Annotated in this window: 16 protein-coding genes; 6 read left to right on the top strand and 10 right to left on the bottom strand. The window is 74.2% G+C overall.

The genetic code is table 11. The features are described from left to right. Positions 1-50: 50 nt before the first annotated feature. The 3 genes from PVK74_RS00305 to PVK74_RS00295 form a co-directional block, all read right to left on the bottom strand. Positions 51-1,394, bottom strand: coding sequence for a cytochrome P450 (locus PVK74_RS00305; RefSeq protein ID WP_043325274.1), 1,344 nt, complete (start codon positions 1,392-1,394; stop codon positions 51-53). An 86-nt stretch (positions 1,395-1,480) separates the two neighbouring features. Beyond that, positions 1,481-2,026: a pyridoxamine 5'-phosphate oxidase family protein gene (locus PVK74_RS00300; protein ID WP_030503323.1), complete on the bottom strand. Its 546-nt coding sequence runs from the start codon at positions 2,024-2,026 to the stop codon at positions 1,481-1,483. 73 nt (positions 2,027-2,099) lie between these two features. After that, complete coding sequence (locus PVK74_RS00295) at positions 2,100-3,209, bottom strand: DegT/DnrJ/EryC1/StrS family aminotransferase (protein ID WP_274477887.1); 1,110 nt, start codon at positions 3,207-3,209, stop codon at positions 2,100-2,102. A gap of 470 nt (positions 3,210-3,679) precedes the next feature. Here PVK74_RS00295 and PVK74_RS00290 point away from each other — a divergent pair, with 470 nt between their 5' ends. Then, positions 3,680-5,434, top strand: a complete 1,755-nt coding sequence (locus tag PVK74_RS00290; protein WP_197494921.1) for a hypothetical protein — start codon at positions 3,680-3,682, stop codon at positions 5,432-5,434. A 43-nt stretch (positions 5,435-5,477) separates the two neighbouring features. Here the strand turns inward: PVK74_RS00290 and PVK74_RS00285 are convergent, their stop codons facing one another. The 5 genes from PVK74_RS00285 to PVK74_RS00265 all read right to left on the bottom strand — a co-directional run bounded on the left by PVK74_RS00285 (position 5,478) and on the right by PVK74_RS00265 (position 10,510). Continuing rightward, a complete protein-coding gene (locus PVK74_RS00285; protein WP_274477886.1) occupies positions 5,478-6,593 on the bottom strand; it encodes a nucleotide disphospho-sugar-binding domain-containing protein in 1,116 nt (371 codons plus the stop codon). A gap of 95 nt (positions 6,594-6,688) precedes the next feature. Further along, entirely contained in the window at positions 6,689-7,672 is a 984-nt protein-coding gene (locus PVK74_RS00280; RefSeq protein ID WP_274477885.1) for an NAD-dependent epimerase/dehydratase family protein, read from the bottom strand. After that, positions 7,669-8,421, bottom strand: coding sequence for a class I SAM-dependent methyltransferase (locus tag PVK74_RS00275; RefSeq protein WP_233514704.1), 753 nt, complete (start codon positions 8,419-8,421; stop codon positions 7,669-7,671). The genes PVK74_RS00280 and PVK74_RS00275 overlap by 4 nt, the downstream gene beginning before the upstream one ends. Next, positions 8,418-9,650, bottom strand: coding sequence for a class I SAM-dependent methyltransferase (locus tag PVK74_RS00270; protein ID WP_069087877.1), 1,233 nt, complete (start codon positions 9,648-9,650; stop codon positions 8,418-8,420). Before PVK74_RS00270 ends, PVK74_RS00275 begins: the two co-directional genes overlap by 4 nt. A 35-nt stretch (positions 9,651-9,685) precedes the next feature. Next, positions 9,686-10,510 carry an SAM-dependent methyltransferase gene (locus tag PVK74_RS00265; RefSeq protein WP_043325280.1) on the bottom strand — a complete coding sequence of 275 codons (825 nt, stop codon included), beginning with the start codon at positions 10,508-10,510 and terminating at the stop codon, positions 9,686-9,688. A 164-nt stretch (positions 10,511-10,674) separates the two neighbouring features. On the opposite strand from PVK74_RS00265, the gene PVK74_RS00260 reads away from it, so the two are divergent. From PVK74_RS00260 to PVK74_RS00250, 3 genes are all read left to right on the top strand, one after another. Further along, positions 10,675-11,679 (top strand): ATP-binding cassette domain-containing protein, encoded by a 1,005-nt coding sequence (locus PVK74_RS00260; protein ID WP_051611109.1) that lies wholly within the window; start codon positions 10,675-10,677, stop codon positions 11,677-11,679. 5 nt (positions 11,680-11,684) lie between these two features. After that, positions 11,685-12,500, top strand: coding sequence for an ABC transporter permease (locus tag PVK74_RS00255; protein ID WP_205798118.1), 816 nt, complete (start codon positions 11,685-11,687; stop codon positions 12,498-12,500). Positions 12,501-12,601: 101 nt separating this feature from the next. Continuing rightward, entirely contained in the window at positions 12,602-13,033 is a 432-nt protein-coding gene (locus tag PVK74_RS00250; protein WP_176722772.1) for an SRPBCC family protein, read from the top strand. A 44-nt stretch (positions 13,034-13,077) separates the two neighbouring features. Here the strand turns inward: PVK74_RS00250 and PVK74_RS00245 are convergent, their stop codons facing one another. Next, positions 13,078-14,481 carry an NDP-hexose 2,3-dehydratase family protein gene (locus PVK74_RS00245; RefSeq protein ID WP_064447364.1) on the bottom strand — a complete coding sequence of 468 codons (1,404 nt, stop codon included), beginning with the start codon at positions 14,479-14,481 and terminating at the stop codon, positions 13,078-13,080. A gap of 94 nt (positions 14,482-14,575) precedes the next feature. Here PVK74_RS00245 and PVK74_RS00240 point away from each other — a divergent pair, with 94 nt between their 5' ends. Then, on the top strand, positions 14,576-15,301 hold the full coding sequence (locus PVK74_RS00240; protein WP_069087878.1) for a DUF899 family protein: 726 nt from the start codon (positions 14,576-14,578) through the stop codon (positions 15,299-15,301). Positions 15,302-15,318: 17 nt separating this feature from the next. Then, positions 15,319-17,127, top strand: a complete 1,809-nt coding sequence (locus PVK74_RS00235; RefSeq protein ID WP_274477884.1) for a hypothetical protein — start codon at positions 15,319-15,321, stop codon at positions 17,125-17,127. 12 nt (positions 17,128-17,139) lie between these two features. On the opposite strand, the gene PVK74_RS00230 is transcribed toward PVK74_RS00235, so the two are convergent. Continuing rightward, complete coding sequence (locus PVK74_RS00230) at positions 17,140-17,730, bottom strand: hypothetical protein (protein ID WP_223201166.1); 591 nt, start codon at positions 17,728-17,730, stop codon at positions 17,140-17,142. Positions 17,731-17,828 lie beyond the last annotated feature (98 nt).

Genomic DNA, 17,828 nt, shown 5'->3' with positions numbered 1-17,828 from the left:
CGGACGCCCGGCCGCCGGTCCGTGTGGGCCGGTGGCCGGGCGTCGGTCGTTCAGCGGGTACGGCGGCGCGCGGTCATCGGCAGCGCGTCGACGGGCATGGTCATGGCCGGCACGGGCTTCGGCTCGTGGCCGGGCACCGGCTCCAGCCGCCAGCGGGCGGCGATGCTGGCCAGCGAGACGATCATCTCGGTCCAGGCGAACTGGTCGCCGATGCAGCCGTGCACGCCGGTGGCGAACGGCATGAACGCGCCGCGGGGCAGCGTCCGGGCCCGTTCCGGCAGCCACCGGTCCGGGTCGAAGAGCTCGGGCTCGGGGTAGATGCGCGGGTTGTGGTGCACGGCGTGGAAGCTGTAGAGCACGTCCGAGCCGGCCGGGATCAGGTAGCCGCCCAGCTCGGCGTCGCGGGCGGTGACCCGGTTGTTGAACAGGCCCTGGGTGCGCAGCCGCAGCGTCTCGGAGAGCACCTGGCGGGTGTACTCCAGCGCCGGCACGTCGGCGTAGCCGGCGGCCCGTCCGTCGAGCACCCGGTCGACCTCGGCGTGCAGCCGCCGCTGCACCTCGGGGTCCGCGCCGACGTGGTGCAGCGCCCAGCAGAGCGTGTTGGCGATGGTGTTGCTGCCGGCGATGAAGAACGTCATCACCTCGTCGTGGACCTGCTCGTCGCTCATCGCGGGCCGGCCGTCCTCGTCGCGGGCGAAGAGCATCATCGACAGCAGGTCGCCGTGGTCGGTGCCGGCCGCGCGGTACTCGGCGATGACCCGGCGGATGGTCGCCCGCAGGTATTCGGCCGCGGTGTCGTAGTCGCGGTTGGCCTGGGTGGGCAGGCGGGTCAGCACGCCCGTCACGTCGGTGATCCGGCGGAACAGTCCGCCCAGGACGGTGGTGGTCGCGGCCATGAACCGGGCTCGGTCCAGGCTTCGGTCACCGGCGAAGACGACCTCGACGACGTTGGTGAGGGCCAGCTCGTCCATCTCCTTCTCGACCGCGAGGCGCTGGCCGTCGCGCCAGGAGTCGAGCTTGCCGGCGACCGTCCGGCTCATCAGCTCGGTGTAGTGGATGACCTTGTTGCGGTGGAAGGCGGGCTGGATCAGCGCCCGCTGCCGGCGGTGGAACTCGCCCTCGGAGATGCCCAGGCCGTTGCCGAACATGGACCGGAAGCGCTCGGTCATCGGCCCGCCCCGGACGAAGGTGTCGCCGTCGCGCAGCAGCTCCCGCATCAGGGTCGGGTCGTTCACCACGTACGCCGGGCGCTTGCCGAGCGCGATGGTGACGACCGGCTCGCCGGACTGGAGTTCGAGCAGGAACTCGGCGGGTCGTCGTTTCATCTGCAGGCCGTGCCCGAGCACGGGCAGGCGGCCGGGCGCCGACGCGGGTGTGCGCAGGGTGGTGGTCATGGTGCGTTCCCTCGGTGTCGGGCCGCGCGGCTCGCCGCGTCGGCGGTGACGGGCCGGTCCGTCGTGCGGCGGCGGCCCGGTCGGGATCAGCGGGAGAGCAGCGCGCCGGTGGACGCGGGCCGCCCGGCGGCGTGCCAGACCCGCGACGAGCCGATGGTCTGGCCGTTGGCCAGGTCCTGAAGGGTGATCTGGACCCGCCAGGGGTCGAACTGGAGCACCTCGAAGCCGGCGTCGGCGGGGCCGTCGGGCCAGACCGCGTACGGGTCGAAGCCGCGCTGGGTCGCCTCGGCGGCGACGAGGTCCCAGACGTGGCGTTTGGTGTCGCCCGGCTCCAGCCAGGTGGCGCGGCAGTCGACGAAGACGGCGTCGTGCGCGGGTGTCCAGTAGCTGCACGAGACGTACGGGTTGCGGGCCAGGTGGGCGGTCTTGACCGGGGTGCGGGAGGTGCTGACCCAGCCGGTCGGGCCGGCGTCGCCGACCTCCCAGGAGACGTGCATGATCCGGCTGCGCGGCCGGTCGCGTCCGTCCACAGTGGCGACGGTGCACCAGCCGATCTCGGTGGTGAGCCGCAGGAAGTCGTCACGGAGGTCGGCGAAGTCGCCGACCGGGGTGCTGAACGTGGAAGGCTCCATGCCGAGATGGTAGATCCGCGCGAGCGCAGTTTGCTATATGATTCTCAATTCTTGCGTTGCCCGCTTCGGAGCGTCACCAGGCCCGCAGAATCGTGCGCAGCGCGTCGATCACCCGGGCCTGCGCGCCCTCGTCCAGCGACGGGTAGATCGGCAGCGAGAAGATCTCCCCGGCGAGCCGCTCGGTCACCGGCAGTGACCCCTCGGTGTAGCCGAGGTGGGCGAAGCCGCGCATGGTGTGCACCGGCCAGCGGTAGCTGACGTTCAGCTCGATGCCGTGGCGACGCAGCGCCGCCAGGATCTCGTCGCGCCGCGGGTGCCGCACCACGTAGAGGTAGTAGACGTGCTCGTTGCCGGGCGCGGTGACCGGCAGGCCCAGGCCGGTGCCGGCGAGCCCCTCGTCGTAGCGGCGGGCGATCGCGCGGCGGGCGGCGACGTAGCGGTCCAGCCGCCGCAGCTTGCGGCGCAGGATCTCCGCCTGCACCTCGTCCAGGCGGCTGTTGCGGCCGGGCGTCTCCTCGACGTAGTAGCGGTCCTCCATCCCGTAGTACCGCAGCCGGCGCAGGCGCCGCTCCACGTCCGGGTCGGCGGTGATCGTCGCGCCGCCGTCGCCGTACGCGCCGAGCACCTTGGTCGGATAGAAGGAGAAGGCGGCGGCGTCACCGAGCGACCCGGCCACGCGGCCGTGGTGGCGCGCGCCGTGCGCCTGCGCGCAGTCCTCCAGCACCGCGAGGCCGTGCGCGGCGGCGAGCGCCCGCAGCGGCGCCATCTCGACGCACTGCCCGTAGAGGTGCACCGGGAGCAGCACCCGGGTACGCGGCGTGATCACGTCGGCGACCCGGTCGACGCGCATCAGGCAGGTCGCCTCGTCCACGTCGACGAAGACCGGCACCGCGCCCACCGCGTCGATGGCGAGCACGGTCGGCGCGGCCGTGTTGGCGACGGTGACCACCTCGTCGCCGGGGCGTACGCCCAGCGCCCAGAGGGCCAGCGAGATGGCGTCGGTGCCGTTGGCCACCCCGACGCAGTGCGGCACGCCGTGGTAGGCGGCGAACTCCCGCTCGAAGCCGCGCACGCTCTCACCGAGCACCAGCCGGCCGGAGGAGAAGACCTGGTCCACCGCGCCGAGGACGTCCTCCCGCTCGCTCTCGTACTCGGCCAGGTAGTTCCAGACTCCGACGGTCATGGCGGCGGACCTCCCCGGGAGCGTCGTCGCCGCGGCGCCTCACCCCGGCATCACCACCCCGCATCCTAGTCGCCGCCCCATCAGCTAGCTACACGTTCGTCAACCGACGTCGGTACCGGCGGCTCCCGGCCACTGGCCCGAACGGACGGAATCACCCGGGCCGCGACGCCGTCGCCGCGGACTTGGCACCAACCCTGCGGGGCGCGCGAACAGCCTTTCCCGGCAAGCCCTCAGGACCGAGCTGACCTGCCCCGACATCGGCCACTGTCGACCACCGCGGCACCTCCGGCAATCGATGGAAATTGCGCGCAGTGGATCTCCCTGCAGTCGACTTCCCGTCAATTGACAGTTGCAATTCGGATAGTAGGCTCGCTGCCGCGGGCGCCGCTCCCCGGCACTTCTCCGTCCCCCTCGACCGCGACGCCTGGCATGTTCCGGCCTCAATCCCGCACGTGACCAGGAGGACGTCCATGCCCCGTCCACAACTGCGCGGTCCGCTCCGGCGTGCCGCCCACATCGGAGTGATCGCGCTCGTCGCCGTCAGCAGCGGCCTGGTGCCACCCCCGGCCGCGGCCGGGGCGTCCGTGCGACGGGTCACCTCGACGGTGACCGGCAGCGACGGCCAGCCGTACCGGATCACCAACCACCTGACCCGCACGGCTCAGGCCGCCGAGCGTCCCGGCGCGCCCGCCCGCCAGTGGCTGCTGGTCTGGACCGGTGACGCCGCGCCCGGCCCCGACGGCAGGCCCGACCCCGACTTCCTCGCCGTCGTGGACGCCACCCCCGGCTCCCCCGACTACGGCCGGGTGGCGAACACCGTCACCGTCGACTCGGTCTTCGGCAACGAGCCGCACCACATGCAGTACACCTGGCGCAAGGGCGACAAGGTGTACGCGGGCGGCCTGCTCAGCGACACCGTCTACGTCTTCGACGTCAGCCGGCTGCCCCGGGTCTCGCTCAGCGGCGTGACGCTGCCGCACGACACCCCGTGCGGCTCGGTGCCGGACGCGTTCACGGTCCTGCGCGACGGCACCGCGTACGGGTCGTACATGGGCGGGCCCGACGTCGCCGGGCCCTGCACCTACTCCGACGGGCAGACCCGCGTGGGCAACGGCTTCGCCGGCTCCCCCGGCGAGGTGGTCCGGCTCGGCGCCGACGGCCGGGTGCTGGCCGAGATGCCGGCGGCGAAGAAGACCGCCGAGGACCCGGTCTCCTGCCCCAACCAGCCCGCGCTGCCGGTGCCGACCTGCGCCAACCCGCACGGCATCGCGCTGCGCGAGGACCTGAACCGGCTGGTCACCAGCGACTTCGTCGAGGTGCGGCACGTCGTCGCCGGCCTGGTGACCGACCCCAACCTGCAGCGCCGCACGGTCCGCACGTACGACATCAGCGACCGGAACCGGCCCCGCCTGCTCTCCCTGTCCTACCTGCCCGACGGGCCCCGGGTCGACGACGAGTACAGCCGCGAGGGTCTGCTGGCCATGGAGCCCGCGGTGACGCACCAGCCCCGGCACAAGGGAGCGTTCGTGGCCACCGGGATGGGCGCGGTCTACTACACGCCGGACATCACCAAGCGGGAGCTGACCTGGCGGCAGGTGTTCGACGACGCGACCGCCTTCCGCCGTATCTACCCGCGTGACACCCCGACCAGCGCGGCCGACGGCGGCAGCTGGCTCATGGTGAGCCCGGACGACCGTTTCCTGTTCCACACGGTGATGTTCGGCGGCAACAACTCACCGGCCGTCAACGCCGAGTCCGGCATGGTGTACGTGCTGGACATCCGCCGGCTCCTGGCCGCCGGCAGCCGCACCTCGTGCCGCATCGACACGATCGCGGAGACCGTACGCGGCGGCGCCGAGCCGGACTGTCCCGCGCTGGTCAGCGCCCTGCCCATCGTGGACACCACACTCGGTGGGCCGCACTGGGGCGCGATGGACACGTTCCGGCCGGTGGCGGGCGGGAAGCACTTCCGCCAGACCGACCAGGTCTCCCGGGTGGTCACCTCGAACTACTTCGTGGCGCCCACCGGACTCGACGGTGACGCCCGGATCTGCATGGCGCTGGTCGACCCGGCGGGCCGGCTCACCGAGGACCGCGCGTTCCGCGACGAGCACACCGGCCGGCGCTGCGTGAGCTTCGACCGGACGAGCTGGCCGCACGGCGACACCGGCAAGGCGAACCCGCACGGGCTGCTCTTCGCGGTGGCCGACGCGCAACTGCGCTGACCGCAACCGGCGGCGGGCGGCGACGAGCCGCCCGCCGCCGGGCTCACACCGCCGCGGTCAGCCGGGGCACCACCTCGGCCGGGGACGGCAGCGCCGCGATCTCGGCCCGCACCTCGCCGGTCACCCGGCCCAGCTCCGCGTCGGTGAGCAGCCGGCCGATCGCGGCGGCGTCCAGCTCGTCCACCGAGCCCAGCACGTGCGCCAGCCCCCGGCCGCGCAGCAGCTCGCCGGTGACCAGCTCGTCCGGCGAGCCGGGCAGCACCAGCTGGCGGACGCCGAGCGCGGCGCAGGTCAGCGTCGTGCCGTCGCCGCCATGGTGGATCGCGGCGGCGCAGCCGCGCAGCAACTGGTTCAGCGGCACCCAGCCGGTGGTCCGCACGTTCGGCGGCAGGTCGGCCGGAGCGGCCGACTCCCCGATCGCCAGCACGAACTCGGCGTCCAGCCCGGGCGCGGCGGCGAGCACCCGCGCGATGCCGGCGGCGAACCGGTCCGGCCCGCCGAGCGTGCCGAACGTGACGGCGATCCGGGGCCGGGCGACCGGTTCCCGCAGCCAGTCGGGCAGCACCCCGCCGCCGTTGTACGGCACGTAGCGCATGGAGATGTCGGCCGGTCCGCCCTCGACCAGGCTGGGCGGGGCGATGTCGACGGTCCGGATGCCCTCGGGCAGCGTCACCCCGTGCCGGCGCATCGCCACCGCGCCGGGCAGCTCGCGCAGCAGGTCGGGGGTGAACCGGGCCAGCCCGAGGCTGTGCGCCACCGCCGGCACCTTCAGCCGGGCGGCGACGACCGGGCCGACCGCGAAGATCGGGTCGTACACCACCAGGTCCGGCTGGACCCACTCGCCGAGCGCGACGTGGGCGTCGACGAACGGGTCCCAGGCCGACACGATGTACGGCTTGCGTTCCTCCATCTCCGCGATCGGGTCGGCGCCGATCGGCTCGAACAGGCGCGGCACGTCGCGGATGAACTGCGCCTGCATGTCCGAGGTGGTGCGTCCGGGCACGGCGTCCAGGACCGGCAGCCCGGCCCGGGCCACCGCCAGCGCGTCACCGGCGGTGACGAAGACGACCTCGTGCCCGGCGGCGCGGAACGCCCACCCGAGCGGTACCAGCGGGAACGCGTGGCCGATGGCCGGACCCGGCATGAACAGTACGCGCATGACTCCTGCCCTCCCTGTCGTCGCGGCGGCACGGCCGACGCCGTACCGCCGAGCCGGTGACGCCGGTCGCGCCACCTGTCGATTCCCCGCCGGCGCTACGGCGCCCGCTGACGCGGCGGCCCCGCCGCCGCCGGCTCCCCGTCGCCGGAGTAGCGGCGCAGCTCGTCGTGCCAGAAGTCGGTGACCGCCCGGCGCAGGTCGCGGCGCGGCCGCCAGCCGAGGGCCGCCGCGGCGGGCGCCGGGTCGACGCACGACCACCGGGTCCCGGCCCGCCAGCCGGCCGGGCCGGCACGCTCCACCACTGTCGCCTGCACCCCGCTGACCTGCACCAGGAGCCGGACCAGCGTCCGCACCGGCACCGCCTCGCCGCGGCCGATGTCGAGGACGCGGCCGGTCACCGGGCGCCCGGCGGCGGCCAGCACGGCCTCGGCGGCGTCCCGGACGTCGACGAAGTCACGCCGGGCCTCCAGCGGGGCGAGCGTCACCCGCGCGGCGACGCCGGCCCGCGCGGCCGGCGCCAGCGCGGCGGCGACCCGGCCCAGCAGGCTGGTCGCGGGCAGCCCCGGGCCGAGCGCGTTCACCAGCCGCAGCACCACCGCGTCGACCTCACCGGCGTCGGCTGCCGCCAGTACGGCCCGGGTGGCGGCCAGTTTCGCCCGGCCGTACGCGGTGTCCGGCGCGGGCGTACGGCGCGGATCGGCCGGCGCGACCGGCTGCCCGTACTCCAGCACCGAGCCGAGATGGACCAGCCGGGGGCGGCAGGCGGCGCGGCTCAGCGCGTCGAGCAGCAGTGCGCTGAGCCGGGTGCAGCGCTCCGCCATCCGGCCGGGGTCCAGTCCCCAGCTGCTGCCGGTGGAGTCGACCACGGCGACCGGGTCCTCGGCGTCCAGCAGCCGCGCCAGCGTCCCCGGATCGGTGTCGCCGAGGTCGAGCGCGGTAAACCGGTGCCGGTGGCCGGCCGGGGCGCGGCGGGCCACCGTGAGCACGTCGTGGCCGGCGTCGGCGAAGGCGTCCGCGACATGGGCGCCGACGAACCCGGTGCCGCCGAGCACGACCGCGCGTGGCCGGTCGCCGGTCACCGCGCACCTGCGGGCCGGGCGATCCACAGGCCCCACCGGAACGGCGGCGCCGTGACGTGCGCGGCGGCGAGCCCGGCCCGGGCGAACGCGGCGGCGAAGTGCTGCGGCCGGAACAGCGTCAGATCGGTCGTCGCGGTGTCGTGCCGGATGCCGGCCTCCGGGTCGGCGTACGCCTGGTGCACTGTCATCCGGATCCGGTCGCGCGCGTCGTCGAGCCACGTCGAGTGGGACAGCCGGACCACCACCCGGTCCTGCTCCTGCACCATGTCGCGGGCCACGTAGCCGGGGACGAACGTCTCCGGCGTGTACCAGGGCTCGACCGCCAGCACGCCGCCCGGCGTCAGGTGGGCGGCCAGCCGTGCGACGGTCCGGTCCAGTTCGGCGGCGCCGCGCAGGTGCGGCACCGCGAAGAGGCAGACCACCACGTCGAAGGTGTCGGCCAGGTCCAGGTCGCGCATGTCGCCCTCGTGCAGGGCCACGTCCGGCACCCGGGCGCCGGCTCGGGCCAGCATCTCCGCGGACAGGTCCACGCCGGTCACCGGGGCGAAGTGGGTCCGCAGGTGCTCCAGGTGCAGCCCGGTGCCGCAGGCCACGTCGAGCAGCGAGGCGGCGGCCGGGTTCCGGCGCCGGACCGTCCGGGCGAGCGTGGCGGCCTCGGCGATGTGGTCGCGGCCCCGGTGCCGCATCACCAGGTCGTAGATCTCCGGGTATCCGGCGCGGTAGAAGCCGCGCGCCACCGATGCCGTCACCGTACGCGCACGGTGGGCACGTAGTGGATCCACCGGCCGCCGGCGGCCCGGAAGCCGGTCTCCTTCGCCATGATCTCCTCGGCGTGGTTCCAGGCGAAGAGCACCGCGTAGTCCGGGTAGGGGTCGGCGAATGCCTCGGGCGGGCGGACCGGGATGTGCGCGCCCGGGGTCAGCCGGCCCTGCTTGGCCGGGGTGGTGTCGCAGACGTACGAGATCAGCTCCGGCCCGAGCCCGCAGTAGTTGGTGACGGTGGCGCTCTTCGCGGTGGCCCCGTAGGCCGCGACGGTGCGGCCCTCCTCTCTCAGCGAGCGCAGCAGCGCGACCAGCTCGGATCGGGTACGCGCGACGGCGGCGGCGAACCGGCGCAGCGCCGCCTCCCCGGTCACTCCCTGCTCCCGTTCCTGGCGCAGCAGGTCGGCGACGGCCGGGGACGGGGTACGCGCCCCGGCGCGGGCGAGCGTGTAGCGCACCTCGCCGCCGTGCACCGGGAGCCGCCGCACGTCCACGAGCTCCAGCCCGAAGCGGGCCGCGGCGGCCCGTACCGAGTGGGCGGTGAAGTAGTAGAAGTGCTCGTCGTAGATCTGGTCGAAGGCGGTCCGGGCGAGGATGTCGCCGAGGTACGGGTCCTCGAAGACGAGGACGCCGCCGGGGGCGAGCAGCAGCCGCGCGCCGCGCAGCACCGAGTCCAGGTAGGGCAGGTGGCAGATCGTGTTGGCGGCGTAGATGACGTCGGCCGGCCCGTCGGTGGCGAGCACGTCGGCGGCGGTCTCCTCCTCGAAGAAGTCGGTACGCACCCGTACGCCCTGCCCACGGGCCAGCTCGGCCACCCCGGCGGACGGCTCGAAGCCGAGGTGGCGTACGCCGGCCGCGGCCACGGTCCGCAGCATCACCCCGTCGTTGCAGCCCAGCTCGACGCAGAACGCGCCGGGCCGGGTCAGCTCGGTGGCGAGCAGTTCCCGGCCGGTGCCGGTGAAGTGCGCGCGCATCACCGACGACAGCGACGAGCGGTACGGGTAGTCGTGGTGGAACATCCGCTCGCGCGGCACCTCCTCGACGAGCTGGACCATCGTGCAGTCGGCGCACCGGCCCACCGCGAGGCGGTAGAAGAACTCGCCGTCGAGGTCGGCCGGGCGGGGGAACGCGTCGGAGAGGGGCTGGCGGCCGAGGTCGAGCATCTCGGTCACCGGGCCGCCGCAGATCCGGCAGCCGGTGACGGCGGGGGCGGTCATCTGCCTGCTCCTTCCGGTCACCGGTGCCGGGCGGGTCAGCGCGGCTTGTGGGCGGCGATGACGACGCAGCCGACCTTGGTCCGCAGGACGTCGAGCACGGCCGGCATCTCGGCGAGGAAGGCGTCGATCTTCTCGGCGCCGTGCGCGGCGGCGAGCGTGTCGCGCCGCTGCTGCACCCGCTCGTGGTACGCGGGGAACGAACGGCTGATCTTGTCGCCGCAGCTGAGGAACTCGTCCACCACGAATCCGGCGTCGCGGACCAGGTCGAACGCGGCCATCGGCGGGCCGGGCGGGGCGAGGGTGAAGTCGGTGAGGATCTGCCGGTCCCGCTCGGTGAGCGGGGCGTCCTCGGCGAGGTCGGTGAGCACGAGCCGGCCGCCGGGCTTGAGTACGCGGCGGATCTCGGCGAGCCACTGCCGGCGGTCCTGCGCGTGCACCAGGGACTCGAAGGCGAGCACCTTGTCGAAGGAGGCGTCCGGGTAGCTCAGCGCGGCGGCGTCGCCGAGCTCGAAGCGGACCTGGCCACGCAGCCCGGACTCGTTGACCCGTTCCCGGGCCCGCTTGAGGTGCTCGGCGCTGTTGGTGATGCCGGTGATGTCGGCGTCGCTGCGCTGGCCGAGCCGGATGGCCGGCTCGCCGGCGCCGCAGCCGACGTCCAGCAGCCGATCGCCGGGGCGCAGGCCGAGGCGGTCGCCGACGATGTCGGTGAACCGGTTGATGGCCTCCAGGAAGGGCGTGCGGTCGTCGTCGTCCTCCCACCATCCGAAGTGGATGTTTCCGCCGAGCACCTCGACGGCCCAGGCGCCGTCGTCGTAGATCTCCGCTACCTCGTCGATTTCGGTCAGCTCGCGTGTGGACACGTCCGCTCCTCCACTCTCGGCGGCAAGTTGCTGCTTGAGAATGTTATAGCTATCGACCGACGGGTGTCCATGCGACGATCACGTGGTGGCGGAACGCGCGCGACGCGCGGATCAAGAGGCGTGACCGGAGCGAAACGTCCTGCTACTATATGTTTGTGAACACAATGTCGCGTACGGCTGGGTTGTCCGCACAGCAGACCGACACTCCCGCCATCGAGATCACACGATTGCGCAAATCCTACGGCGAGGTGCGCGCGCTCGACGGGATCGATCTGCGCGTGTCGGCCGGAAGCGTGTTCGGCGTGCTCGGCCCCAACGGCGCCGGGAAGACGACGATCGTCCGCACCCTCGCCACGCTCGTCCCGCCCGACAGCGGCGAGGTCCGCGTGCTCGGCCACGACGTGGTGCGCGAGGCCGGGGCGATCCGCGACCGGATCGGGCTGACCGGGCAATACTCGTCGGTCGACGAGGAACTGTCCGGCCGGGACAATCTCGTCCTGCTCTCCCGGCTACGCGGCTTCTCCTGGAGCGCGGCCCGCCGCCGCGCCGAGGAGCTGCTCGCCACGTTCGGTCTGGAGGAGGCCGCCGCCCGGCTGGTGCGGACCTACTCCGGCGGCATGCGCCGTCGGCTCGACATCGCCAGCAGCATGATCGTGACACCCGACCTGATGTTCCTCGACGAGCCGACCACCGGGCTGGACCCGCACAGCCGCAACCAGGTGTGGGAACTCGTCCGGGGCATGGTCGGCGAGGGCGCCACCGTCCTGCTCACCACGCAGTATCTCGACGAGGCCGACCAGCTCGCCGACCGGATCGCGGTCGTCGACCACGGCCGGGTCATCGCCGAGGGCACGCCGGTGGAGCTGAAGCGGTCGATCGGTGCGAGCGTGCTGCGGGTGCGGTTGCGCGACGCCGGGCAGCGGGAGACGGCAGAGCGGATGCTGGCGGAGGCGCTGGGCACGGCGGTGCACGCCGGCGCCGACCGGATGGAGCTGACCGCGCAGGTCGCGGCCGAGGAGGAGGCCACCCGGGCGCTGGCCGCCCTCACCGGGGCCGGCGTCGGCCTGGCCGAGTACGCCTTCGGCCACGCCACCCTGGACCAGGTGTTCCTCGCCCTCACCGGGCATCGGGCGGACGGCTCGCGGACCGAGACCGAGGAGGCGGCGTGAGCAGCATGGTGGAGACCGGCACCGGCCGTGGCGCCTCGGCGCCGTCCGCGGCGCGGCCGGCACGTCCCGGCGCGCTGTCGTCCACGCTGACCTTCGCGTGGCGGGCGGTGCAGAAGGTACGCCGCGACCCGACGCAGATCCTCGAGGCGCTCGGCGTGCCGGTCATGTTCACGCTCGTCTTCGGCTTCCTGTTCGGCGGCGCGCTGGCCGGTTCGACGTCGAGCTACATGCAGTTCTACATCCCGGGCATCGTGGTGTTCACCGGGATCATGATCAGCATGCGGATCGGCGCGGTGGTCAACCTGGACAACTCCCGGGAGGTGACCGACCGCTTCCGCGCGCTGGCCATCTGGCGGCCCGCCGCGATCGTCGGCACCCTGCTCGGCAACAACGTGCTCTACGTCGTCGGCTGCGCGGTCGCCGTGGCGGTCGGGCTCGCGGTCGGCTTCCGGCCCGACGGTGGCGTGCTCGGCGTCCTCGCCACGATCCTGATCACCCTGGTCTTCGTCTTCTCCTTCTCCTGGGTGTACGTGGTCTTCGGGCTCGCCCTGAAGTCACCGACCGCCGCGCTGAGCGCCTGCCAGGCGATCGTCTTCCCGGTGTCGTTCGTCAGCAACTTCTTCGTGCCGCAGGAGACGCTTCCCGGCTGGCTGCAGGCCGTGGTCGGCCTGAACCCGTTCGCGTTGACGGTCACCGCCGCGCGCGGCCTGGCCCACGGCACGGCGACCGCCGGTGAGGTAGGCGCGGCGCTGGTCGGCTGCGCGGCGCTGGTGGCCGTCTTCGCCCCGCTCTCCATGTTCCTGTACCGCCGGCGGGCCTGACCCCGCCACCGTTTGTACGCAGTGCCGATGACACGAGAAGGGAACACGGCTACCCCGTGGACAGCGACCGTTTGACTCAACCGCCTGCCGTCACCGCGCAGATGCTCATCCGCAGGCCCGCCGCCGAGGTCTTCGAGGCGTTCGCGGACCCGGCGGTGACCACGAAGTTCTGGTTCACCAAGAGCAGCGGCCGGCTCGAACCCGGCGCCACCGTCACCTGGGACTGGGAGATGTACGGCGTCTCTACCGTCGTCACGGTCAAGGACGTCGAGAAGAACAGCCGCATCCTGGCCGAGTGGGACCCGGAGTCCCCCACCCAGCTCGAATGGCGGTTCCTGCCGGGCGAGGGTGACACGACGCTGGTCCGGGTCACCGAGACCGGCTTCGCCGGCAGCGCCGACCAGGCCGTGGCGAAGGCGATCGACTCGATGGGCGGGTTCACCATGGTGCTCTGCGCCTGCAAGGCGCTGTTGGAGCAGGGTGTGCTGCTCAACGCGGTCGGCGACGCCCACCCGACCGGCTTCGGCGACTGACCGCCGTCGCGGCGGGCGGACGGGGCGTGACCCGGTCCGCCCGCTCAGCCGGCGTCCAGCAGCCCGCGCAGGCAGGCGATCAGGCTGCGGGCCGAGACGTTCACGTAGTTGCTGTGCCGCAGCAGTTCCGAGAGCTGGTGCAGCGTCACCCAGCGGTACTGGTCGCTCTCCAGGTCGACGTCGTCGGTCTCCACCACCAGATAGCTGCTACGGGCCCGGTAGAGCCGTCCGCCTTCCTCGGAGAGGAGCGCGCGGAACCGGACCCGCTCCGGCGGCGCGCCGAGCACCTGGTCCAGGAAGGGCGGACGCGCGGCGGCGGGCAGGTAGTCGAGCGTGGCGGGCGTGCACTGGACCGTCGGCGCCAGTTCCACCACGTCGACGAAGCCCGGTTCGACCCGGGCGTGCGCCAGCACGTGCAGCACACCGTCGAGGCGGGTGGCCAGGAACGCCACCACCCCCTGGCCGCAGGGCCGCAGCATCGGCTGCGACCAGCTCGCCACCTCGCGCCCCTCGGCGTCCACGTCCACGCCGATGACCTCGAAGAACAGCCCACTGTCGTGTCGCAGGGAGACCTCGCCGAGATGCCACGCCGCCTGTCCGCGCAGCGCCGTCCGGTCGGCGTCCACCTCGGTCCGGCTGCGGACGTCGGTGATCCAGTGCAGCAGCTCGCCGGTGTGGTGCCGGCTGCCCGGCCCGGGCCGGCAGGAGCGGCGCAGCGCGGCCGTGAAGGCGTCCCCGGCCGGGCCGGCCGCCCGGGCCGTCAGCTCCGCCGGCAGGCACGAGAGCACGGTACGGATGTCCATGTTGACCAGGTCGTCGTGGCGCAGGAGCCGGTGCAGCTGGGCGAGGCTGAGCCAGCGGAACCCGGGCGGCGGCACGATGTCCTCGTCGGTGAGGACCACCATGTTGCGGTTGCGTTTGCGCAGGAACCAGGACCCGTGCTCGGACTGGCGGACGTCCACGAGCACCCGGCGCGGGTCCGGGTCGCGGAAGTGGTGCAGGAACGGCACCGGGCGGCCGCCGTGCACGCCGGTCCAGTTGCTCCGGGTGGCCTGGACGGTGGGCGCGAGCTGGTGGCCGTCCTGGTTGCCAGGCTCCGCCTTGGCCTGCACCAGCACCCGCAGCGTGTCGCCGTCGCGGCGGGCGAGCAGCCCGAGGATGCCCACCTCCGGCTGGTGCAGCACCGGCTGGTCCCAGCGGGGCACGGCCGCGCCCGGCACCTCGACGGAGAGCCCTTCCACCCGGAAGAACCGGCCGCTGCGGTGGGCCAGGACTCCGGTGTCGGCGTCCTGGCGCCAGCCGCGCAGGCCGGCCAGGGGCACGACGTCCACACGCATCGGGGCCTGGCGGCGCCAGTCGGCGAGCCACTCGTGGATGTCGGCGTCGGGGTCGGCGGTGGCGAACCGGCCGTGCTGCGGCAGCCCTGGTGGCGCGGTCGTCTCCGTCACGCGCGTACCCCCTTTGTCGACACCTACCCGTTGATCACTTCTATATTCTATAGCGAACGGCCGGCGTTAGCGCGGGTCGAGGAAGGACGAGAGGATGACCGAGGACGCGAGCGCGCCGGCGCTGCCGATGTGGCCGGACGGCGCCGACGCCGGATATGTGGCCGCGCGGCTGCGCCTCGCCGAGGCCGAACGCCGCCTGTGTGACCAGATCGAACAGGTCGCCGCCGCCCGGCGGGAGCTGCCGCTCGGCGCGCCGGTGGCCGACGTCGCGCTCACCGAGGGACCGGCCGACCTGACCGCGCCCGGCCCGTTGCACCCCGTCCGGCTGTCCGCGCTCTTCGGCGCGCACCGCACGCTCCTCGTCTACCACCTGATGTTCCACCCGGACGCCGACGCCGCCTGCCCGATGTGCTCGATGTGGGTGGACGGGTTCCACGGCGTCGCCCACCACCTCCAGCAGCACACCGCGTTCGTGGTGGTCGGCAAGGCCCCGGCGGAGAAGCTGCGCGCCTGGGGCGCCCGGCGCGGCTGGGCCGGCCTGCGGCTGCTCTCCAGCCACGGCACCGACTTCAACGCCGACCTGCGCGCCGAGCACCCGAACGGCGACCAGCGCCCGATGGTCAGCGTGCTGGTCCGCGACGGCGACGGCGTCCGGCACTTCTACAGCCAGCCGGCCAACTTCGTCGACGGCACCGAGCGCGGCATCGACCTGCTCTCCCCGGTGTGGAACGTGCTCGACCTGCTGCCGCGGGGCCGCGGCGACTGGTACGCCGCCAACACGTATCCCCCGGTTGCCGACCCGGCCGATCGACCCGTGTGACAGCCGAGGAGACACGAGTGCCCGACCGCACCGCGACACCGCGTACCGCCGACGGTCGCCGGGGCGTACCCCGATCGGCCGGACGGCTCACCGGCGCGGCCCTCGCCGCAGTGGCGGCCACGCTGCTGGCGGCGGGGCCGGCCCACGCCGCGGACGGCGGCGGTGTCGCGCCGGCCGCCACCGGGTTCGCCGCGCTGCTCGCCCTCGCCGCGACGGCCACCACGGCCGGGCTTGTGCTGCTGCGACCGCTCGCCGCCCCGGCGCCCCGCCGCCTCACCGCCACGGCGGTGACCGCCGCCGTCGCGCACCTGCTCACCCTCGGCCTGGGCGGGGACGCCCCCGCCGCCGGAACGCTCGTGCTCGCGGCGGCCTGCCTCGCCCTGCCCGGGTGCGCCGGGCGGCGCGCGGTCGGCGTACCCCTGGCTCTGCTCGTGTCCGCCGGGGCCGGCCTGCTGGCGCTGCCCACCGCGACAGTCGCGGAGGCGACGGCCGCCGCCGGGCACGGGCTCGCCGCCGCGGTGCTGCTGGGCGGCGTCGCCACAGTGCTCGGCGCGGACTCGGCCCGGCGGCGCGTCGCCCACCGGGCGGCGCCCTGGATGCTCGCCGCCGTCACCGCCGAGGCGGCGGCCGGCGCGGTGCGGCTCGGTACCGACCACGCCGCCCTCGGCCCGGAAGGCCCCGGATGGGCCGGCCCGGCACGCTGGGTCTGCCTTGCGGTCGCCGTGGCCGGAGCCGTGGGCCTGGGCGCCGGCCTGCGACGCCGACGGCAGCCGGACCGGACGTTGCTGCGGGGACAGGCGGTCGTGCTGCCCGCGGTCGTCATCGTCGCCGCCACCGCGACCGCCGTGGCGCTGCCCGCGCCGCCCGGCCGCCCCGGCGCGCCGCTGCTCGTCGCAGTGGACAACGGCGGCCGGGGCCTCCCGCTGGTGGTGGCGCCGCAGCGGCCCGGGTGGAACCTCGTGCACGTCGGCGCGGAGGGAGTCTCGGTCGGGACGCGGGCGGACCGCCTCTCCCCCGCCGTCCGGCTGCCCGGTGCCACCAACGGCTGGGCCCTCGTACACCTTCCGCCCGGCCCGAGCCGGCTGCACGTCGCGTACGGCGGACGCCAGGCCGTGATTCGGCTGGACGCCGGGGCGGCCGACGCGCCCGGTCCCGACCTGCGCGGTCCGGACGGGCCGGAGTGCGTCAGCGCGGCCCTCGGCGTGCTCCTGCGGGACGACCCGCAGCCGCTGTCGCGCTGCCCCGCGGACGCCCTCACCTCCGGTGACCGCGAGGACCTCGACGCCACAGTCGCCTTCCTCGCGCCCCGGGCCGAGGGCGCCCTCGGCGTCGTGGGCGACTCCTCGGCCCGCTCCGTCGCGGCGGTCGCCGCCGTCACCGACGCCGCGCGCCGCGCCGGACTGCGTGTCGTACCCCCGGGGTCCGGACGGCATCCGACGCTCGTGGTCACCGGCTGGGCCGGGGCGGAGGCGGCGCTGCGCGACGCCGCGCGGGGGCCGGGCGCGGCGGCCGGCACCTATCTGGCGCCCTGGCTGCTCACCGCCGCGGTGCTGCGCCCCGCGACCGGGCAGATGCTCGCGCTCCGGTTCGACCCGCGCGCGGAGCCGGTGTCCCGGTACGTCGCGGAGCTGGCCCGCCGTTTCCCCGGCGAACCCGCCACCGTCTCCGGTTACCTGGCCTGGCAGGGCGGCTCACTCGCCGGGCCGGCCCGGATGTACGCGGCGGCCGCGGTCTCGCTGCCCGGCCCGGTGGCGCACGGCGGGCACGGCCGTTCCGGCTTCCTGCCCGGCGGCACGGTGACCGCGGTGACCGGCCCGCTCGGCTGAGCCGCGACCGCGCTACCGCCCGGGCGGACTCCCGATGATCTTCGGACCGTCCTCGGCGGGCCGCCGCACGTCCTGGTGGTAGTACGCCCGCAGTCCGGCCCGGGCGGCCGCCGGGGCCCCGAGCCAGCGGAGCAGGTTGCGGCCGTCACTGCGGGGCGAACTCCCCGGAACGAGATTGCCCAGGCCGAGCAGCGCTCCGACGAACGCGGCGCTGAACAGCGCCAGGCGCGTCGACACCGTTGCCGTGTGCGTCGCCACGACGACGAGCGCCGCGGCGGCGCCCAGGTTCGCCACCGGGCCGCCGAGATGGAACAGCGCCATCCGCAGCGGCAACGCCGGCATCGACGCCGACGGCCGGACCGACACCTCGTTGCGCCATCCGGTGAAGGGCGCGATGTGGACCGCGACGACCGGCAGGCGCAGCAGCTTCGCCGCGACGAGGTGGCCGCCCTCGTGCAGGGCGAGGTGCAGCCACAACGACAGGCAGGTGAGGCCGGCGGCGGCGATCGCACCCGTCAGGGACTCGGTGACGAGCAGCGCGAGCGCCATCGTCTCCACCGCCAGCAGCAGAGACGCGGCGACGAGCCGGCGGCGCAGCTTCACCGGGCGATGGTACGGCCTGATCGACCCATTGGGCGGCCCCGGAAATCGGATGCCTGGCCCGATCCATGATCAGCAGAATGGGGGCGTCCACCGGCGAC

The sequence above is a fragment of the Micromonospora chalcea genome (assembly GCF_028768405.1).
Classification (GTDB): Bacteria; Actinomycetota; Actinomycetes; order Mycobacteriales; family Micromonosporaceae; genus Micromonospora; species Micromonospora chalcea.
The sequence above is the reverse complement of the archived record's forward strand: the minus strand, read 5'-3'. Positions and strand labels throughout refer to the sequence as shown.

Coding starts and splice junctions, on each gene's coding strand:
- PVK74_RS00250 (WP_176722772.1), top strand. CDS start 12,602: ATGCTCATCCGCAGGCCCGCCGCCGAGGTCTTCGAGGCGTTCGCGGAC.
- PVK74_RS00260 (WP_051611109.1), top strand. CDS start 10,675: ATGTCGCGTACGGCTGGGTTGTCCGCACAGCAGACCGACACTCCCGCC.
- PVK74_RS00285 (WP_274477886.1), bottom strand. CDS start 6,593: ATGCGCGTACTGTTCATGCCGGGTCCGGCCATCGGCCACGCGTTCCCG.
- PVK74_RS00295 (WP_274477887.1), bottom strand. CDS start 3,209: ATGACCGTCGGAGTCTGGAACTACCTGGCCGAGTACGAGAGCGAGCGG.
- PVK74_RS00290 (WP_197494921.1), top strand. CDS start 3,680: ATGCCCCGTCCACAACTGCGCGGTCCGCTCCGGCGTGCCGCCCACATC.
- PVK74_RS00255 (WP_205798118.1), top strand. CDS start 11,685: ATGGTGGAGACCGGCACCGGCCGTGGCGCCTCGGCGCCGTCCGCGGCG.
- PVK74_RS00300 (WP_030503323.1), bottom strand. CDS start 2,026: ATGGAGCCTTCCACGTTCAGCACCCCGGTCGGCGACTTCGCCGACCTC.
- PVK74_RS00240 (WP_069087878.1), top strand. CDS start 14,576: ATGACCGAGGACGCGAGCGCGCCGGCGCTGCCGATGTGGCCGGACGGC.
- PVK74_RS00270 (WP_069087877.1), bottom strand. CDS start 9,650: ATGACCGCCCCCGCCGTCACCGGCTGCCGGATCTGCGGCGGCCCGGTG.
- PVK74_RS00305 (WP_043325274.1), bottom strand. CDS start 1,394: ATGACCACCACCCTGCGCACACCCGCGTCGGCGCCCGGCCGCCTGCCC.